Origin of the sequence: Acrocarpospora phusangensis (assembly GCF_016862995.1) — a bacterium.
GTDB lineage: Bacteria > Actinomycetota > Actinomycetes > Streptosporangiales > Streptosporangiaceae > Acrocarpospora > Acrocarpospora phusangensis.
Genome location: NZ_BOOA01000044.1, coordinates 39,933 through 57,364, shown reverse-complemented (window position 1 = coordinate 57,364; position 17,432 = coordinate 39,933). Strand labels below are relative to the sequence as shown.

The following is a 17,432-nucleotide window of genomic DNA, read 5'->3' as shown; positions in this document are numbered from 1 at the left end:
CGCGGCGGAGTGAGAGCCAAGGGACCTCCCGGGAGGTAGCCCTGCGGCTCCGCCACATTCGGATGCGGTAGCGCTCGGCGTCACCCGTCAGGCCGACGTGCGGACGGGTGGCCTGTGCCGGGCGCGCTCAAGGTGCTCTGAAGCGAGGGTTCTCGCGGGACGGCTTATCATCATCTGCGCAAACTGATCCTCTTGTGCATGCTGTGGTGATTTCGGGAGCTGCGCTCGTGCCGGACGCGCCCGGCACGAGCGAAGGAGCTTCATGGACACTCAGTCGGCCCAGCAGCGCACCCCCTGGGGGATGATCTCCCTCGTCTATCTCGGCGGGGTCGTCGCCGCGATGAGTCTCGGCAAGTTCGCGCCGGTCGGGCCGGCGGTGACGGCCGAGCTCGGGTTGTCGCTCTCGCAGCTGGGCTGGGTGATCTCGACGGTGGTCGGCGTCGGAGCGGCTGTCGGCCTGCCCTTCGGGTACCTGATCCGCCGTTACGGCAGTGAGCGGTCGCTGGTCGCCGGTCTGGTGCTTATCGCGGTGGCGAGCGCGGCGGGCGCGGGCGCGGACGGGTATGCGTGGCTGCTGGCCGCCCGGGCTGTGGAGGGCGTCGGGTATCTCCTGGTCACCATCGCCTGTCCGGCTCTGATCCTGCGGCTGGCCTGTGAGCGCGACCGCGGTACCGCGCTGTCGATCTGGGCGACGTTCGTCGCGGTGGGCCTGGGCGCGAGCACCCTGGCCGGGGGTGTGATCGGCGCGGCTCTCGGCTGGCGCGGCTGGATCGGGATTCTGGCCGGTCTGACGCTCGTCATGGCGCTGGTGGCGCAGGCCCGGCTGCCGCGCGGTTCGGCCCGGCAGCCGGTGGCGGGGCCGCTCCCCCGGGCTCGGGCGCTGGCCTGGCCGGGCGGGCTCGCCGCGGCCTTCTGTCTGGCGGCGCTGGTGACGATCCCGGTGGTCGTCCTGCTGCCCACGCTCCTGGTCGAGCAGTTCGGGCACTCGGCCGCCTCCGCCGGTGCCGTCTCGTCGGTGATCTCGCTGCTGAGCGCGCTCGGCGGGGTTGCCGTGGGCATGCTGCTGCGCCGTGGCCTGTCGGTCGGCGTCCTGGCGCTGGCCGGGCTGCCCACGCTGCCGGCCGCTTGGCTCATGTTCGGCGGCGAAGGTTCGCCGCAGGCGGCGCTGGCCGGCGCGGCGGTCATCTCGATCGCGAACGGGTTCCTCGGGGCACTCGTTTTCGCCGCGCTGCCGCTGGTGCTGGAGCGTCTCGACCATGCCGACGTCGGCAACGGCATCGTCGCCCAGGCGGGCAGCCTCGGCTCGCTGCTCGGTCCGCCGCTGTTCGGCCTGGTGGCTGAGGGACCGGGTCTGCCGGCGCTCGTGCCCGTCATCTCCGTCGGCATCGTGGCGTCTGTCGGTGCGCTGCTGCTGGTCGGCAGGAAAGCGGCCCGGACCCTGCCGAGCAGCTGAGTCTTCACCGGCGCGGCCGCGTACCCACCGCCACGGCTTGTCAGATCCAGAAGGTGTCGTGGCGGAGGTAGAACTCGGCGAGTTCTTCGGGGCCGGGGCGGCCGGTGGCGGCGAATTCGGCGAGGCCTTCGAAGTAGCCTTCGCGGGGTGCGCCGGGGGCGAAGTGCAGCAGCATGGAGGCGGGTTCGCCCGACTCGTTGCGGAAGGCGTGGACGCCGCCTTCGGGGACGTGCATGTAGTCGCCGGGGTGGGTGTCGATCCAGCGGGCGCCGTCGTAGATGCGTACCGTGCCGGTCAGGATGTAGAAGGATTCGCTGATCGAGCGGTGGAAGTGCGGGCCGGGGCCGGTCGGGTTGGGGCCCATCTCCCATCGGTAGAGGCCGAACTTGCCGCCGGTGGTGGCGCCGGTGGCCAGGTAGTGGCAGGTGTTGCCGGAGCCGTACTCGATGTCGGGTGGCTGGTCGGCGGGCCGGTAGGTGGCGCTGATCTCGCCGCTGTCGCCGAGGTAGCGCGGTTTCGGATAGGTCATCGACATCGTCCCCCTTCACTTCGATCTTTCCCATTCTGCCTGTACGCCGGTCGGGCAAACCCCTGGGTGGGATCTGGCGACACCGCGGGCGCGGCGCCCAAGCGTGGCGGGGCGGCGACGTGCGGTGTGCCTAGGTGGCCCGCGTGGAGGCGTAGCCGGGAAATGTCGGTGGGGGTCGCTATCGTCTCAGGTCATGCGCCCGGGTGAAGTGAATCGGCTGACCGTGGAGGAGGCCGCGGACCGTTATGTGGAGTTGGTCCGTGCCAAGACGGTGACGGGTGCCCTGTCGGCGGCCACCGGCGAGGTGTACGCGCGGGATGTTGCCACCTTCGCTCGGCTCGCCGACCCTGCGCGCATTCTGGACGACTTGTCCGGTGAGGATGTGGACGCGATCCTGCTGGCGTTCGCCCGCAAGCCCGACGAGCGCCGACAGGTCTCAGGCGGGGAGGCGGCGCAGAGCGCGTCGTCGCAGGCGCGGTTCCGGCGGTCGGTGTCGGCGATGTTCAAGCACGCCGCGCTGGCGGGCTGGGTGCAGTTGAATCCGATGCCGGCGGCGACGGTGGTGGCGCGTGAGCGGGGCGGCCTGCGGCCCGAGCGGCGGGCGCTCACCAAGGAGCAGGCCGAGGGTCTGATCGGCGCTGCCCGCTCCCCCGCCGCCGCCCCGGATCGGCCGCGCCGCCGCGACCAGCGCACCGATTTGCGTGACGCGCTCATCGTGCTGTTGCTGACCACGCTCGGCCCCCGTGTGTCGGAACTCGTCCGCGCGAACGTGGAGGATTTCTACACCAACGACGGTGTCCGCTACTGGCGTATCTTCGGCAAGGGCGGCCGGACCCGCGACGTCCCGCTCCCCCGCGATGTCGCCGCCGCGCTCACCGCCCATCTGGAGGCCCGTCCGGCCACCCCCGACAAGGCGCTCCTTCTCTCTTGGCGTGGCAAACGCCTGGCCAGAGGCGACGTTCAGGCCGTCATCGACCGTATCCAGGAACGGGTGGACCCCGACAACCGCCGTACCGTCACGCCGCACGGCCTGCGGCACACCACCGCCACCCACCTGCTGGCCGACGGCACCGACATGGACGCGGTCCGCCGCGTCCTCGGCCACAGCGACCTCAGCACCCTCGGCCGCTACCGCGACGAACTCCCCGGCGAACTAGAGGTCGCCATGCGCGCCCACCCCCTTCTCCGCACCCCCCGCCCACCCAGCATCTCCCTCAACAGCCCCCCGGACCCGGCACCCGACACCGCGGCACACGACGATGGCTTCCTCCCGGGCCAGAGCTGACGCGAGCCAGTGGGCGATTTGGCCCCGCCCCCGCCCGTGCTCCGCTGACACCGCAATCCGCAAAATGGCTGTTCCAGGGCAAGGCCGAGATGATTTGCCTGTCATCCTGGCGGCCTTGAGCGAGAAGCACGGCGATGACGCAGGCTGCGGGAGCGGATCGCCTCCGCCCAGCGACTCCCGTGGGATCCGCCGGGCCGGTCCATTCACGCCCTGCCAGCGCCGGCTGGGCGTGACGCCCGTCACAGCGGCACACGACGATGGCTCCCTCTCGGGACTCCACTCACGGGCTGGTGGGGGTGCATGCTCGCCATGCTGACCGGCATTGCGTGAGGAGTCTGGCGATGACGCGGGCTGTGGGAGCGCAGCCGCCCTGCCCACCCCACGCCGCGTACTCCCCTGACGGCGGAAGGCGAGAACTATTCGCCTCAGGCAGCGCTGACGCGGGCGGAGTTCCTCGCCTTGGTCTGCTGGCATCGCAAGCCGAGACGAAGCGCCTTCTCCGAGACAGTGCGCCTTCCTTGGGGCCGGCGAAGTGCAGCGGCCCTCTTCGCGTGGTCCGCTCCCCCGGTGTTTTCCCCTGATGACGGGCGCCAACGCCCATGTCCGGCCGCTGATGGGGCGGTCGCTAGCGGATGATCGGGCTTTCTAGTGTTGGCCGAATACGGGGTTATAGGTCAGGTGCGGGGCCAGAGGATGAGTTGGGTGCAGCGGAAGAGGGCGAGGGTGCGGGACGTGGAGTCGGTGATGGTGGCGTCCCAGATTTGGGTTTGGCGGCCGTTGTGGCGGAGTTGGGCGTGGGCGTGGAGGGTGCCTTCGCGGGCGGTGGCGAGGTAGGAGGTTTTGAGTTCGAGGGTGGTGAAGCCGGTCGCGCCGTGCGGGAGGGCGACGCGGCAGCCGAAGCCGCAGGCGGTGTCGGCGAGGGCGACGACGGTGGCGGCGTGCAGGTAGCCGTTGGGGGCGAGCAGGTCGGGGCGGATGTCGAGTTCGGCGGTGAGTTCGGTGGCGGCGACGGTGGTGACGCGGAAGCCGAGCAGGCCGGGGAGGCGGCCTTCGGTGATGGCGGTGAGGTCGTCGGCGGTGGGGAGGGTGTGGCCGTCGCGTGGTGCCGGGGTGGGGCGGGCCGCGCCGTTGTCGGGGGTCACGGGGTTTCGAGGAGGACGGCGATGCCTTGTCCGACGCCGATGCAGGCGGCGGTGAGGCCGAGGCCGCCGCCGGTGCGGCGCAGGTGGCGGGCGCAGTCGGCGACGGCGCGGGCGGCGGAGGCGCCGATGGGGTGGCCGAGGGCGATGGCGCCGCCGTTGGGGTTGACGCGTTCGGGGTCGAGGCCGGGGAGTTCGTCGAGGCAGGACAGGACCATGGCGGCGAAGGCCTCGTTGAGTTCGACGACGTCGAGGTCGGCGAGGGTGCGGCCGGCGCGGCCGAGGAGTTTGTGGATGGCGGGGACGGGGGCGAGGGCGAACCGGTCGGGGGCGAGGGCGGCGACGGCGGAGCCGGCGATGCGGGCGATGGGGTCGACGCCGAGGTCGGCGGCGGCCTGTTCGGAGCCGATGAGGACGGCGACGGCGCCGTCGTTGATGGGTGAGGAGTTGCCGGCGGTGACGGTGCCGTCGCGGGTGAAGGCGGGGGCGAGGGCGGCGAGGGCGTCGGGGGTGGTGCCGGGGCGGATGCATTCGTCGCGGGTGACGCCGGCGCATTCGGTGACGTAGCCGTCGTGGAGGCCGTTCTGCCAGGCGGCGTGGGCGCGCTGGTGGGAGCGGAGGGCCCAGTCGTCCTGGGCGGCGCGGCCGATGCCTTTCTCGGTGGCGACGCGTTCGGCGGAGGTGCCGAGGGATTCGGTCCAGCGGGAGGGGAATTCGGGGTTGGCCATGCGCCAGCCGATGGTGGTGGGCAGCAGGGCGAGGTCGCGCGGGAGTGCCTGGTCGATGGGCGGCAGGACGTAGGGGGCGCGGCTCATGCCTTCGACGCCGCCGGCGATGACGAGGTCGGCTTCGCCGGTTCTGATGAGGCGGGCGGCTTGGGCGATGGCTTCGGCGCCGGAGCCGCAGAGGCGGTTGACGGTGACGGCGGGGGTGGTTTCGGGCAGTCCCGACAGGAGTACGGCCATGCGGGCCACGTTGCGGTTGTCCTCGCCGGCGCCGTTGCTGTTGCCGTACACGACTTCGGCGATGCGGGCGGGGTCGAGGCCGGGGTGGCGTTTGACGAGGGCGGTGATGGGGTGAGCGGCCAGGTCGTCGATGCGTACGCCGGACAGGCCGCCGCGGTTGCGGCCGAAGGGGGTGCGTACGGCGTCGAGGATGTACGGTTCCACGGGCTCCTCCACAACACAGTCCTGACTTCGTTTATGGTAGCCGTGTCCGCTGGTCTTGATCGCCCGGGAGGCGCGCGATGCCGTTGAGCCTGCTCCTGGAGCGGGCGGCCGCCCGGTTCGGGGACCGCGTCGCCGTGGAGGGCCCGGATGGGACGCGTACGTTCGCGGGGCTGGCGGACCGGGTGAGCCGCCTGGCGTCGGCCCTGCTCGCTCTGGGCCTGCGTCCGGGCGAGCGGGTGCTGGAGTTGCAGCCTAACGGGTGCGGGTCGATCGAGTCGGATCTGGCCCTGGCGTGGGCCGGTCTGGTGCGGGTGCCGCTCAATCCGCGGCTGGGCCCGCGCGAGTGGGAGGGCATCGCCGGCGACTGCGGGGCGCGGGCTCTCCTGTACGACGCGGCTTTCGCGGCGGAAACCGGGGCGCTGCGGGACGGCCTGGACGTCACGGTGGCCTCCGGCGAACGCGGCAGCGGCCGCGAGCACTCCCGCGAGGACCTGATCCGCGACGCCCAGCCGGGTCTCCCCCGGTTCGCCTCGTCCCTGGACGACCTGGCGGGCCTGGCCTACTCCTCGGGCACGACCGGCCGGCCGAAGGGCGCGATGCGCACCCACCGCAACCGGATCGCCGCCGCCCTGGCGATGACGCAGGAGGTGCTGGGCGGCCCGCCGGGCCCGGACGCCGTGTTCCTGCACGCGGGCCCGGTCATCCACACCAGCGGCCTGTTCGTGCTGCCGTTCCTGATGTCGGGCGCCCGCCAGCTGCTGCTCGGCCACGCCGGGGCGGCCGAGATCGCCGGGACGGTCCGCGCCCGCGGGGTCACGCACACCGCGCTCGTCCCCACGATGATCGCCCGCCTGCTGGATCTGCCGGACGCCGGGCCGCTGGCGTCGCTGCGCATGCTGGCCTACGCGGGCGCGCCGATGCCGGAGGCGCACATCCGCCGCGCCGCCGAGGCCCTGACGCCGCGCCTGGTGCAGTACTACGGGCTGGTGGAGGCGATGCCGCCGCTGACGGTGCTGGACGAGGCCGACCACGCGCGCGGCCTGCGCGACCGTCCTGACCTGCTGCGTTCGGCCGGGCGTCCGTGTCTGGCGGTCGAGCTGCGGGTGGTGGACGGCGACGGCGTACCGGTGGGGGCGGGGGTGGACGGCGAGGTGGAGGTGCGCGGCGATCCGGTCATGCCGGGCTACTGGCGGGCGGCCGGCCGGGAGGATCTGGGCAAGGCGGTGGCGGGCGGCTGGCTGCGCACCGGCGACATCGGCCGGCTCGGCGACGGGGGCCGGCTGTGGCTGACCGACCGGAAGAACGACATGATCATCACGGGTGGGTACAACGTGTACCCGCGGGAGATCGAGGACGTGGTGACGGGCCTGGGCGGGGTCGCGCAGGCGGCGGCGGTCGGCCTGCCCGATCCCGGCTGGGGGCAGCGGGTCGCGGTCGCCTACACGTGCGCGCCGGGGTACGCGGTCGGCCCGGAGGAGGTGCTCGCCCGCTGCCGGGCGGCACTGCCGTCCCACAAGCGCCCCAAACAGGCCCGCCACGTGCCGGTGCTGCCGCTCAACGCCACCGGCAAGATCAGCCGCCGGGACGTGGTGCGGCTGCTCACCGAGGGGCCGGGCGGCGGGACTGGGTGACGCGGAAGCGGCCGGTGACGAAGGAGTCGTCGGTGAGGGAGGCGTTGCCGGCCGGGTTCAGCCCGGTCACGTGGTAGTCGCTGTAGGCGGCGGAGAAGTTGAGCGGCATCGGCCCGGTGAGGTTGGAGGTGATCGCCGCGCCGGCCACGGCGTACGCGTCCTCGGCCCGGTCCAGGAAGTCCTCCCGCGTCGAGTACGCGAACGCGGTGATGGCGCCGTGCGCGGCCGCGTCGGAGGCGGCGCGGGCGAGGGCCTGGCCGGAGTCGTCGGCGGTGATCACGAAGGCGGCGGGCCCGAACCGCTCCTGCCCGTACAGGTCGTGGTCGGCGACGTCGACCAGGGCCAGCAGCGGTCCGCTGGTCCGGGCGGCCGGGTACTCCGGATGCGGGTACGCCTCCGGTTCGACGACGATCTTGCCGCGTCCGGCGGCCTGGCCGCGGAGCTGGTCCAGCAGGGTCAGCGTGCCGGGCGACTGCACGGCGGCGAGCACCGCGGCGGCCCGGCGCGGCACCCCGCTGATGGCTTTGATCGCCTCGCCGAGGGCGTACGCGAACTCCTCCGGGGTCAGGAGGCCGCCGGCGGTGGGGACGCCGCGGCGGGGGACGTAGATGTTCTGCGGGCTGGTGCACATCTGCGCCGAGAACAGGCACAGCGACCCGGCCAGGGCCCGCAGCACCGGCCCGGGCTCGGTCAGGGAGTCGACCAGGACGGCGTTGACGCCGGAGGTCTCGGTGTAGGCGAGGGCGGGGAAGGCGTTGGCCTCCACCCACGACCCGAACGCGGCCGAGCCGGTGAAGTCGACGATGCGGGTCAGCGGATGCCCCACGAGGTGTCTGGCGATCGGCCGGGCGGCGCTGTCGACGGCCAGGGTGACCAGGTCGGGCGGGAAGCCGTTCTCGGCCAGCACCTCCCGGCAGGCGCCGACGGCCAGGGCCATCTGCAGCACGGAGGTGGGGTGCGGTTTGAGGACGACCGGGTTGCCGGTCGCGAGGCTGGCCAGGATCGCCGGGTAGGCGTTCCAGGCGGGGAAGCTGGCGCAGGCGATCACCACCGCGATGCCGCGCGGCATCACCCGGTAGCGTTTGTCGAGCGTCACCGCGGCGGTGCCGAACTCGCGCGTCCAGCGGGCCCGCTCCGGCACGCGTTCCATCGCCGCGTACGCCATGGCGACGGCCTCCACGCCGCGGTCCAGGGCGTTGCTGCCGCTGCCGGCCAGGCTCATGCCGTGGCTCTGCCCGGCCGTGTGCATGGTGGCCGCCGCGAACTCGGCGGCCCTGGCGTGGATGCGGGCGCAGATCTCCAGGCACACGCCCACCCGGGTCCGCGGGTGCGCGTCCCGCCAGGCCGGCCACGCCCGCGCGGCCGCCTCCATCAGCGCGCCGGGTCCGGCGGCCGGGTAGGAGACGCCCAGGCACTCCCCCGTGTACGGCGACACCTCGTCCTCCTGAGGGACGGGGACGCCGGGCTGATCCAGGTCGAACGGCCGCCCGAGCCTGGCCTGGAACGCCTCGGCGCCGGCCTGGCGGGCCTCGGGGGTGACGTGGTCGGTGAAGGCGCTCCAGCTGTCCCGGGTGCGGCAGGCCGCCAGGGCGCGTTCGAGGATCGCCAGATGCTTGCCGTACAGGTCCTCAGCCACGACTTTCATAGTAGAAGTCAGCTGTGCGGGGGACAACCCCGCTTGACCCTCACGTAACGGAAGACCCCAAGCTTGGGGCATGAGCTACACGGTCGGGCAGGTCGCGGCGTTCGCGTCCGTCACCGTACGCACCCTGCACCACTACGACGAGATCGGCCTGCTCACCCCCGGGGAGCGCAGCCACGCCGGCTACCGCCGCTACACCGAGGCCGACCTGGACCGGCTGCAGCAGATCCTGTTCTACCGCGAGCTCGGCTTCTCCCTGGAAGAGATCACGGCCATCCTGGACGACCCGGCCGTGGACCCCGTCACCCACCTGCGGCGCCAGCACGAGCTGCTGCGCGGCCGCATCGACCGGCTGCGCGACATGCTCGCCGCCGTGGAAACCGCGATGGAGGCCAAGAAGATGGGCATCTCCCTGACCCCCGGCGAACGCTTCGAGGTGTTCGGCGACTTCCGGCCCGAGGAGCACGAACCGGAGGCCGAACGCCGCTGGGGCGACAGCGACGCCTACCGGGAGAGCCGCCGCCGCACCGCCGCGTACGGCAAGGCCGACTGGCTGGAGCTCAAGCGGGAGGGCGGCGCGGTCGTGGAGGGCTTCGCCGCCTGCCTGGCCGAGGGGGTGCCCGCCACCGACGCCCGCGCGACCGCGCTGGCCGAACGGCACCGCGAGCACATCAGCCGCTGGTTCTACGCGTGCGGCTACGACATCCACCGCGGCCTGGCCGACATGTACGTCGCCGACCCCCGCTTCGCCGCCACCTACGAGGCCGTCGCCGAGGGCCTGGCCGCCTACATCCGCGACGCCGTGCACGCCAACGCCGACGAGCGCGGGGCCTGACCGGGGCTGACCGGATATCCGGTTTCACATCGCGGAAATGCCGTTGTAATAGGCGTTCCCCAGGATGGCAGACATGATCAGGGCCATCCTCTTCGACCTGGACGAGACCCTCTTCGACCACCGCGCCGCGGTCGCGGCGGCGGTGACCTCGTGGACGGCGGCGCGGTCCCCCTGCCATCCGCTCCTGGCCGAGGGTCCCGCCCTGTGGCTGCGCCTGGAGGACAAGCACCTGCCCGCCTGGCACGCGGGCGAGTGCTCCTTCGGCGAGCAGCGCCGCCGCCGGCTCCGCGACTACTGCCACCACCTCGGCCTGCCGGTGCCGGGCGACCTCGACGAGGCCTACGGCCAGTTCCTCACCCGGTACGAGGCCGCCTGGCAGGCCTTCCCCGACGCGGCCGGCGTCGTGGAGGCGCTGACCGGCACGGGGCTGACCCTCGGCGTGCTCACCAACGGGCAGCCGGTCCAGCAGGAGGCCAAGCTGCGGCGGCTCGGCCTGCTGGACCGCCTGGACCCGGTCCTGACCCCCGACTCGCTCGGCGGCCACTTCAAGCCGTCCCCCCGCTGCTACCTGGCCGCCGCCGCCAAGCTCGGCCTCGCGCCCGGCGAGATCGCCCTGGTCGGCGACAACCTCGAGTTCGACGCGATCGGCCCCACCCGCGTCGGCATGCACGGCATCTGGCTCGACCGGTACGGCACCGCCGCGCCCCCGCCCGGGGTGCCGGCCGTCCGCACCCTCGCCGGCCTGCCCGCCCTGCTGCCTTCCCTGGGCGCCGGTGTGCTCACCGGTTCCGCAGCGGCACGTCGCGGATGATCGGCCAGGTCAGCGCCAGTCCCGCCAGGAACACCCCGAGCCCGACCGCGTACGTCACCGGCAGGCTGTCCGGCAGGTCCACCCGGAACGCCAGCAGCTTGGCCACGAACGGCATGCGCAGTTCGCTGCCCGTCGCGCCGGCCGCCACCAGCACCAGGGCGATCCCCGCCGGGAGCGTCAGCAGCAGCCCGCCGCCCCGCCACCGGTAGAAGCCCGCGCCGATCAGCGCGCCCGCCGTCGCCCAGGCCAGGAACTCGATCAGGTACTCGCTGAACACCAGCCCGGCCTGGCCGGTGGATTCGAACAGGTGCGGCCGTTCCAGCCCCTGCGGCCAGCCCGCCAGCGCGTGGTAGCCGTTCTCGATCAGGTAGCCGACCGCCATCAGCGCCGCCATGCAGGGCGCGAACACCGCGATCGTGGCCGCCGCGTGCTCGGCGAAGCGGCGGCGCGTCTGCCCGTGCGCGACGTACATGGGCAGGTACTCCCGCACCAGCGATACCCCGAAGAAGAGGACATAGATGCGCGGCAGCTGGGCGGCGAGCTCCCAGATGCTGCCGGTCACCTTTCCGATTATCGCGACCGCCACCGTGAACAGGGCGATCACGACCACGTAGCCGGCCCACAGCAGCGCGCCGAAGGCGAGGTGGGCGGCCAGCAGCCGAGTGGGGAATCTCACCGCGAACCTCCGGTCAGGTGGACGAACAGGTCCTGCATCGCGATCGGGCCCAGCTGTAAGCCGGCCGCCGCGGCCTCGCGCCGCCGCGCCTCGTCCAGCTCGCCGTACACCATGCACGACTTGGTCGGCCCGAGTTCGCGGCTGCCCAGCACGGTCATGCCGGCGGTGAACGCGTCCACGGGCGCCGTGGCGCCGGTGACGGCGATGCCGCGCGACAGCAGCGTCTCGGCCTCCTCGTGCACGACCACCTGCCCGTGGTCGATGATCACGACTTCCTCGAACAGGGGGCTGACCTCGTCGATGAGGTGGCTCGCCATGATGATCGTCCGCGGGTGGGCCATGTAGTCGGCCAGCAGCACGTCGTGGAAGGCGGCGCGGGAGGGCACGTCCATGCCCAGGTGGGATTCGTCGAACATGGTCAGCGGCGCGCGTCCGGCGAGCCCGACGATCACGCCCAGCGCCGACCGCTGCCCCTTCGACATGGTCTTCACCGACATCTTCCGGGTGAGCGAGAACTGCTCCAGCAGGGTGGCGGCGAAGGCGGCGTCCCAGTGGGGGCGCAGCCATTCGGCGAAGAACAGCACGTCCTCGACCGTGCCCACGTCGACGGTCTCCCCCACGTCCCTGATCAGGCTGATCCGCCGGGTCACGGCCGCGTTCTCGAAGACGGGCGCGCCGTCGATCAGCACCTCGCCGGCGGTGGGCCGGCGGAAGGCCGCCAGCACCGACAGCAGGCTCGACTTGCCTGAGCCGTTGCGCCCGAGCAGGCCGTAGATCTTGTTCTCCGCCAGGGACAGGCTGAGGCCGTCCACGGCGAAGGTGTCCTCGTAGCGCAGGACCAGGTCCCGCACCTCGACTCTCATCGCGACCCCAGCTCGTTGATCCGGCCGACGATCTCCCCCAGGGGGATGCCGATCGCCTTCGCCTCGGCCACCATCGGATCCACCACCTCGGAGAAGAAGCTCTCCCGCCGCGCCGCCCGCAGGCTGTCCCGGGCGTCCGGGCTCACGAACATGCCGATACCTCTCTTCTTGTACAGCACGCCCTCGTCCACGAGCTGCTGGAACGCCTTGGCGGCCGTGGCGGGGTTGATCCGGTAGAAGGCCGCGTACTGGTTGGTCGACATGACCTGCTCGTCGCCCTTGAGGGTCTCGCTCAGCACGTCGGCTTTGATGCGGTCCGCGATCTGCCGGTAGATCGGACTCCGGTCGTCGAACATCTGGCCCGCCTCGCTGGTTCATTACTCTAGTAATGAACCATAGAAGCATGAACCGGTCCCGGTCAACCGCGGGATTTCTTACGATGGCTTAACATGGAGGCATCTAAAGTACTAGGAGCCTAGATAAATGGAGTTGCCGGTGATCGAGTTCCACCTGGACGGCAGGTCGGGCGTCGCCCCCTACCTGCAGCTCGTCCAGCAGGTACGGCACGCGCTACGCCTCGGCCTCCTCCGCGAGGGCGACCAGCTGCCCACCGTCAAAGAAGTCGTGGCCCAACTGGCGATCAACGCCAACACCGTCCTGAAGGCCTACCGGGAACTCGAACACGAAGGCCTCGTCGCCGCCCGCCCCGGCGTCGGCACCTTCGCCACCGCCACCCTCACCGGCGCCTCCCTGGCCGCCCACGGCCCCCTCCGCACGGAACTGCGCCGCTGGCTGGCCAAAGCCCGCCGGGCCGGCCTCGACGACGAGAGCATCGAAGCCCTCTTCATGACCACCTTTCGCACCGCCGCCGAGGAGGACATAGCGTGACACCCGTCTTACAGACCCAGGACCTGGGCAAGCGGTACGGCAAACGCTGGGCGCTGCGCGACTGCGCCCTCGACATCCCCGCCGGCCACGTCGTCGGCCTGGTCGGCCCCAACGGCGCCGGCAAGACCACCCTGCTCAAACTCGCCACCGGCCAGCTCGAACCCACCGCCGGCACCATCAGCGTCCTCGGCGGCTCCCCGGCCGCCACTCCCGCCCAACTGGCCAAAGTCGGATTCGTCGCCCAGGACACCCCCGTCTACGCCGGACTGACCGTCGCCGACCACCTGAAACTCGGCGCACGCCTCAACCCCCGCTGGGACGCCGCCATGGCCCGGGAACGCCTCACCCGCCTGGGCCTGGCCCCCAACCACCGGGCCGGGAGGCTGTCCGGCGGCGAACGCGCCCAGCTCGCCCTCACCCTCGGCCTCGCCAAACGCCCCGACCTGCTGATCCTCGACGAACCCGTCGCCTCCCTCGACCCGCTGGCCCGCCGCGAATTCCTCCAGGCGCTCATGGAGGCCACCGTCGCCCACGAGTTCAGCGTCGTCCTCTCCTCACACCTGGTCTCCGACCTCGAACGCGTCTGCGACTACCTGATCGTCCTCACCGACTCCCGCGTCCGCGTCGCCGGAGAGGTCGACCGGCTCCTCGCCACCCACCACCGCCTCACCGGCCCCCGCCGCGACCCCGCCCGCCTCCCCGCCGACCAGCACGTGATCTCCGCCAGCCACACCGACCGGCAGAGCACGTACGTCATCCGCACCGACGCCCCCATCCACGACCCCGCCTGGCTGGTCACCCAGCTCAACCTCGAAGACCTCGTCCTCGCCTACATGGACCGGCGCCCCAACGGCGACCGGCGGCTCGACCTGGAGGTACAGCGATGATCTGGCTCACCTGGCGCCAGTTCCGCGGCTCGGCCCTCATGACAGCCGCCGCGCTCCTCACCCTCACCGCCGTGCTCGCCCTGACCGGCCCCGGCCTGGCCGCCCAGTACGCCACCGGAATCGCCGGCTGCACCTCCGGCGACGCCTGCACACGCTTCTTCGACCAGTTCTTCGGCGAGAACCAGCTCGCCTTCGTCGCCGTCAGCTTCGCCGTACTGGCCCTGCCCGCCCTCACCGGCCTCTTCTGGGGCGCGCCGCTGATCAGCCGCGAACTGGAAGCGGGCACCCACCTGCTGGTGTGGAACCAGAGCATCACCCGCGGCCGCTGGCTGGCGGTCAAGCTCGCCCTCACCGGCCTGACGGCCGTCGCCGCCGCCTGCGTGTGCGGCCTCGCCGCCACCTGGTGGTCCCAGCCCCTGGACAGGTCGGCCGTCCCCGAACTGGCCCAGATGGCCCCCCTCGTGTTCGGCGCGCGCGGCACCGTCTCCATGGGGTACGCGGCCTTCGCGTTCGTCCTCGGCGTCACCGTCGGCATGCTCGTCCGCCGCACCCTGCCCGCCATGGCGCTCACCCTGGCCGTCTTCGCCGCCGTCCAGCTCGCCATGCCGCTGCTGGTCCGCCCCCACCTCATGCCGCCCGTCACCGCGACCTTCGAACTCGGCCACGCCAACGTGGGGGGCTTCACCATCCAGGACCACGGAGGCGGAGACGTGCAGATCGCCACGAAAGCCGCCGTACCCGGCGACGCCGGAGCCTGGGTCCTGACCAGCGAGCTGACCGACCCGTCCGGACGCGTGATCGCCGGCATGGGCGAGGAAGCGCCCGTCCCCGTCTCCGGAACCTCGGGACCCTGCGCGCCGCAAGGCGGACCGCCCAACCTCGACGCGTGCTGGGTGGAGATCAACCAGCTCGGCTACCGGCAGCAGGCGACCTACCACCCTCTCGAACGCTTCTGGCCCTTCCAGTGGATCGAGACCGGCATCTACGCCCTGCTCACCGCCGCGCTCACGGGGTTCTGCTTCTGGTGGATCAGGAGACGCCTCTCGTGACCGCCATCAGGACCGCCATCAGGACCGCCGCCGCCGGACTCGCCCTGCTCCTCGCCGCGGCCTGCGCGGCGCCGACCCCGCCGCGCGGCCAGGCGACGACCCCCAGCGCCGCGTGCGCGCCACCCCACGCACCCCCCGCGGCCGAGACGGCCACCACGATCGACGTGATCGAACAGGCCTACCACTGCATCCTCGGCAACTACTACAGCGGCGCCACCCTGGACGCCCGCGCCCTGCTCACCGCCGGATTCACCGCACTCACCCAGGAACTCAACCGCAACGGACGCGACGTACCCGAAGCCGTCATGCCCGCCCTGACCGGAGACCGGAAAGCCGACTGGGCCGCGTTCGAAACCGCCTACCGCGACACCACCGACCAGGTGCCCGGCCTGCGCGACACCCTCGCCGAAACCACCCTCGAAGCCATCGTGGCCGCCCTCGGCGACAACCACGCCCGCTGGATCCACGACCTCACCCGCCCACCCGACTACTACGACGGCGACGGGTACGGCCTCGGCCTCCAGGCCAACGTCAACGGCCCCCAACTGGACGGCAACCCCGGCACCGCACTCCCCCCGCTGTTCGTCACCGGCATCGAAGGCGGCGCGGCCCGGGCAGCCGGACTGCGCCCCGGCGACATCATCGAATCCGTCAACGGCTCCGCGCCCTTCATCGACGGCCGGGCCACCCCCGCCATCGCCGCCCTCTACCCGCGCTACCCCCAAGCCCGCCCCGTACGGCTGACGCTGCTGCGCCAGACCACCGGCCGCCGCTGGACCACCACCCTCGAACCCGGCCTCTACCAGCGCGACCTCGCCACCCTGCAAGTCGTACGCTCCCAACTCCTGGACGACGTCGCCTACGTACGGATGACCGGATTCGCCCCCGACTCCGCCAACCGCGCCCTCAAGGCGATCACAAGGATGCGCACCGGCCGGACCCTCGCCGGCGTCGTGCTCGACCTGCGCGGCAACGGCGGCGGCAGCCCCGTCGAGGCCATCCGGCTGCTCAGCGCGTTCACCCACGGCAAGGCCACCGCCCACCAGTGCGACGCGGACGGCACCTGCGCCACCGACTGGACCGACGACACCGTCGACCTGCTCAACCTGCCCCTCGCCGTACTCACCGACCGCGGCTGCGCGTCGGCGTGCGAACACGTCAGCTCCGCCGTCAAAGACCTGCGCCTCGGCCTGCTCGTCGGCACCAGGACCGCCGGAGTCATCTCCGGACCGGCACGGCCGTACCTGCTCGCCGACAACACCCTGCTGAGCTTCCCCGCCAGACACCACCTCGGGCCCAACCGCCAAATGATCGACAAGATCGGCGTGCCGCCCGACCACCACGTCCCCCTGACCCCGCGGGACGCCGCCGCCGGACGCGACCCCGCCCTGGCCAAAGCCCTCGCCCTGCTGCACACGTGAACGGACCCTCCCGATGAGACAGATCCTGGCCGTCGCCGCGGGACTGGCCGTCCTCGCCGTGCCCGCCTGCTCCGCGCCCACACCACCCCGGTCCGCCGCCGCCCCCACGGCGACGCCGGCCCCCGCCACGCTGCCCGCCCCCACCGGCCCCCACCCGGTCGGCACCACCGCCCTCCACCTGAAGGACACCTCCCGCGCCGATCCGTGGAACCTCGACGCCGACGCCAGAGAACTCAAGGTCACACTCTGGTACCCGGCCGGACGAGGCGACGGGAGGCGGGCGCCGTACATGACGGCGAAAGAGTCCGAGCTCACCCTGAAAGGACTCGGCGTCACCTCCGCGCCGTACGACATGCTCAGCAGAACCACCACCAACGCCGTCCAGGACGCAGAACCCGCGGGCGGGAACCGGCCGCTGGTGGTGCTCTCCCCCGGCTTCACCAAGCCGATGAGCACCCTCACCTCCCTGGCCGAAGACCTCGCCAGCCGAGGGTACGTCGTGGCCGGGATCGACCACCCCTACGAGAGCCACGCCACCACCCTCACCGACGGGCGCATCGCCGAATGCCTCGCCTGCGACAGCGACACCGACCCCGGCTTCGGCACCGGAGTCGTACGCAGCCGCGCCGCCGACGTCTCCTTCGTCCTCGACCACCTCACCACGGCCTGGGACGGCTCCGGCCTGATCGACCCCTCCCGGATCGCCATGGCCGGCCAGTCCATCGGCGGAGCCAGCGCCATGGCCGCCATGCTGCACGACCCCCGCGTACGCGCCGGAGTCAACATGGACGGCACCACCTACGCCCGCATCCCCACAACCGGATTCACCCGGCCGTTCATGTTCATCGGCACCCCGGAACACGCACCCGGCGGACGCGACAACTCCTGGGACCGCGACTGGAAGCTCCTGACCGGATGGAAACGCTGGCTCGTCCTGACCGGCACCGAACACCAGTCCTTCACCGACGGCCCGCTGGTGTCCGGCGCCCTCGGCGTCAAGATCCCCACCGGCATCCTGCCCGCCGCCCGCACCGCCGAACTCACCCGCACCTACGTGGCCGCCTTCCTCGACCGGCACCTCAAATCGAAGCCGCAACCCCTCCTCGACAAACCGTCACCGAGCCACCCCGAAGCCACGTTCCCCAGCCCGTGAC

General features: G+C 72.2%; 17 protein-coding genes. 10 read left to right on the top strand and 7 right to left on the bottom strand.

The annotated features are described in order from the left end of the window. Positions 1–262 precede the first annotated feature (262 nt). Positions 263–1,453, top strand: coding sequence for an MFS transporter (locus Aph01nite_RS24970; protein WP_204043406.1), 1,191 nt, complete (start codon positions 263–265; stop codon positions 1,451–1,453). A gap of 40 nt (positions 1,454–1,493) precedes the next feature. On the opposite strand, the gene Aph01nite_RS24965 is transcribed toward Aph01nite_RS24970, so the two are convergent. Then, positions 1,494–1,982, bottom strand: a complete 489-nt coding sequence (locus Aph01nite_RS24965) for a cupin domain-containing protein (protein ID WP_239161947.1) — start codon at positions 1,980–1,982, stop codon at positions 1,494–1,496. Between the two features lie 193 nt (positions 1,983–2,175). Between Aph01nite_RS24965 and Aph01nite_RS24960 the strand changes: the two genes are divergently transcribed. Further along, positions 2,176–3,267: a tyrosine-type recombinase/integrase gene (locus Aph01nite_RS24960; protein WP_204043404.1), complete on the top strand. Its 1,092-nt coding sequence runs from the start codon at positions 2,176–2,178 to the stop codon at positions 3,265–3,267. A gap of 674 nt (positions 3,268–3,941) precedes the next feature. On the opposite strand, the gene Aph01nite_RS24955 is transcribed toward Aph01nite_RS24960, so the two are convergent. Together Aph01nite_RS24955 and Aph01nite_RS24950 are read right to left on the bottom strand one after the other, a co-directional pair. Continuing rightward, a complete protein-coding gene (locus Aph01nite_RS24955) occupies positions 3,942–4,409 on the bottom strand; it encodes a PaaI family thioesterase (protein WP_204043403.1) in 468 nt (155 codons plus the stop codon). Continuing rightward, positions 4,406–5,575: a thiolase family protein gene (locus tag Aph01nite_RS24950; RefSeq protein WP_239161946.1), complete on the bottom strand. Its 1,170-nt coding sequence runs from the start codon at positions 5,573–5,575 to the stop codon at positions 4,406–4,408. The genes Aph01nite_RS24955 and Aph01nite_RS24950 overlap by 4 nt, the downstream gene beginning before the upstream one ends. A 77-nt stretch (positions 5,576–5,652) precedes the next feature. Between Aph01nite_RS24950 and Aph01nite_RS24945 the strand changes: the two genes are divergently transcribed. Continuing rightward, on the top strand, positions 5,653–7,206 hold the full coding sequence (locus Aph01nite_RS24945; RefSeq protein WP_204043401.1) for a class I adenylate-forming enzyme family protein: 1,554 nt from the start codon (positions 5,653–5,655) through the stop codon (positions 7,204–7,206). Here Aph01nite_RS24945 and Aph01nite_RS24940 read toward each other — a convergent pair. Next, on the bottom strand, positions 7,175–8,842 hold the full coding sequence (locus tag Aph01nite_RS24940) for an aldehyde dehydrogenase family protein (protein ID WP_204043400.1): 1,668 nt from the start codon (positions 8,840–8,842) through the stop codon (positions 7,175–7,177). The genes Aph01nite_RS24945 and Aph01nite_RS24940 overlap by 32 nt on opposite strands. A 79-nt stretch (positions 8,843–8,921) precedes the next feature. On the opposite strand from Aph01nite_RS24940, the gene Aph01nite_RS24935 reads away from it, so the two are divergent. After that, positions 8,922–9,683 (top strand): MerR family transcriptional regulator, encoded by a 762-nt coding sequence (locus tag Aph01nite_RS24935; RefSeq protein WP_204043399.1) that lies wholly within the window; start codon positions 8,922–8,924, stop codon positions 9,681–9,683. A 73-nt stretch (positions 9,684–9,756) separates the two neighbouring features. Next, complete coding sequence (locus tag Aph01nite_RS24930; protein WP_204043398.1) at positions 9,757–10,494, top strand: HAD family hydrolase; 738 nt, start codon at positions 9,757–9,759, stop codon at positions 10,492–10,494. On the opposite strand, the gene Aph01nite_RS24925 is transcribed toward Aph01nite_RS24930, so the two are convergent. From Aph01nite_RS24925 to Aph01nite_RS24915, 3 genes are read right to left on the bottom strand one after another with little or no spacing between them, the layout of a single operon-like run. Beyond that, positions 10,463–11,170, bottom strand: coding sequence for a hypothetical protein (locus tag Aph01nite_RS24925; protein ID WP_204043397.1), 708 nt, complete (start codon positions 11,168–11,170; stop codon positions 10,463–10,465). The genes Aph01nite_RS24930 and Aph01nite_RS24925 overlap by 32 nt on opposite strands. Beyond that, on the bottom strand, positions 11,167–12,033 hold the full coding sequence (locus tag Aph01nite_RS24920; protein WP_204043396.1) for an ATP-binding cassette domain-containing protein: 867 nt from the start codon (positions 12,031–12,033) through the stop codon (positions 11,167–11,169). Before Aph01nite_RS24920 ends, Aph01nite_RS24925 begins: the two co-directional genes overlap by 4 nt. After that, positions 12,030–12,389 (bottom strand): GntR family transcriptional regulator, encoded by a 360-nt coding sequence (locus Aph01nite_RS24915; protein ID WP_204043395.1) that lies wholly within the window; start codon positions 12,387–12,389, stop codon positions 12,030–12,032. Before Aph01nite_RS24915 ends, Aph01nite_RS24920 begins: the two co-directional genes overlap by 4 nt. Before the next feature lie 127 nt (positions 12,390–12,516). Here Aph01nite_RS24915 and Aph01nite_RS24910 point away from each other — a divergent pair, with 127 nt between their 5' ends. The 5 genes from Aph01nite_RS24910 to Aph01nite_RS24890 are packed head-to-tail and all read left to right on the top strand — an operon-like array spanning position 12,517 to position 17,431. Continuing rightward, positions 12,517–12,921 (top strand): GntR family transcriptional regulator, encoded by a 405-nt coding sequence (locus tag Aph01nite_RS24910; protein ID WP_204043394.1) that lies wholly within the window; start codon positions 12,517–12,519, stop codon positions 12,919–12,921. Then, positions 12,918–13,808, top strand: coding sequence for an ABC transporter ATP-binding protein (locus tag Aph01nite_RS24905; RefSeq protein ID WP_204043393.1), 891 nt, complete (start codon positions 12,918–12,920; stop codon positions 13,806–13,808). Before Aph01nite_RS24910 ends, Aph01nite_RS24905 begins: the two co-directional genes overlap by 4 nt. Next, positions 13,805–14,857: an ABC-2 membrane transporter-related protein gene (locus Aph01nite_RS24900; RefSeq protein ID WP_204043392.1), complete on the top strand. Its 1,053-nt coding sequence runs from the start codon at positions 13,805–13,807 to the stop codon at positions 14,855–14,857. The genes Aph01nite_RS24905 and Aph01nite_RS24900 overlap by 4 nt, the downstream gene beginning before the upstream one ends. After that, positions 14,854–16,278, top strand: a complete 1,425-nt coding sequence (locus Aph01nite_RS24895; protein ID WP_239161945.1) for a S41 family peptidase — start codon at positions 14,854–14,856, stop codon at positions 16,276–16,278. The genes Aph01nite_RS24900 and Aph01nite_RS24895 overlap by 4 nt, the downstream gene beginning before the upstream one ends. Before the next feature lie 13 nt (positions 16,279–16,291). Next, a complete protein-coding gene (locus Aph01nite_RS24890; RefSeq protein WP_204043391.1) occupies positions 16,292–17,431 on the top strand; it encodes an alpha/beta hydrolase family protein in 1,140 nt (379 codons plus the stop codon). Position 17,432: the final 1 nt, after the last annotated feature.

Bases quoted from the DNA above. Each gene is read 5' to 3' on its own strand.
- Aph01nite_RS24890 (WP_204043391.1), top strand. From the start codon at position 16,292: ATGAGACAGATCCTGGCCGTCGCCGCGGGACTGGCCGTCCTCGCCGTG.
- Aph01nite_RS24910 (WP_204043394.1), top strand. From the start codon at position 12,517: ATGGAGTTGCCGGTGATCGAGTTCCACCTGGACGGCAGGTCGGGCGTC.
- Aph01nite_RS24935 (WP_204043399.1), top strand. From the start codon at position 8,922: ATGAGCTACACGGTCGGGCAGGTCGCGGCGTTCGCGTCCGTCACCGTA.
- Aph01nite_RS24970 (WP_204043406.1), top strand. From the start codon at position 263: ATGGACACTCAGTCGGCCCAGCAGCGCACCCCCTGGGGGATGATCTCC.
- Aph01nite_RS24930 (WP_204043398.1), top strand. From the start codon at position 9,757: ATGATCAGGGCCATCCTCTTCGACCTGGACGAGACCCTCTTCGACCAC.
- Aph01nite_RS24945 (WP_204043401.1), top strand. From the start codon at position 5,653: ATGCCGTTGAGCCTGCTCCTGGAGCGGGCGGCCGCCCGGTTCGGGGAC.
- Aph01nite_RS24960 (WP_204043404.1), top strand. From the start codon at position 2,176: ATGCGCCCGGGTGAAGTGAATCGGCTGACCGTGGAGGAGGCCGCGGAC.
- Aph01nite_RS24900 (WP_204043392.1), top strand. From the start codon at position 13,805: ATGATCTGGCTCACCTGGCGCCAGTTCCGCGGCTCGGCCCTCATGACA.
- Aph01nite_RS24965 (WP_239161947.1), bottom strand. From the start codon at position 1,982: ATGACCTATCCGAAACCGCGCTACCTCGGCGACAGCGGCGAGATCAGC.
- Aph01nite_RS24920 (WP_204043396.1), bottom strand. From the start codon at position 12,033: ATGAGAGTCGAGGTGCGGGACCTGGTCCTGCGCTACGAGGACACCTTC.
- Aph01nite_RS24915 (WP_204043395.1), bottom strand. From the start codon at position 12,389: ATGTTCGACGACCGGAGTCCGATCTACCGGCAGATCGCGGACCGCATC.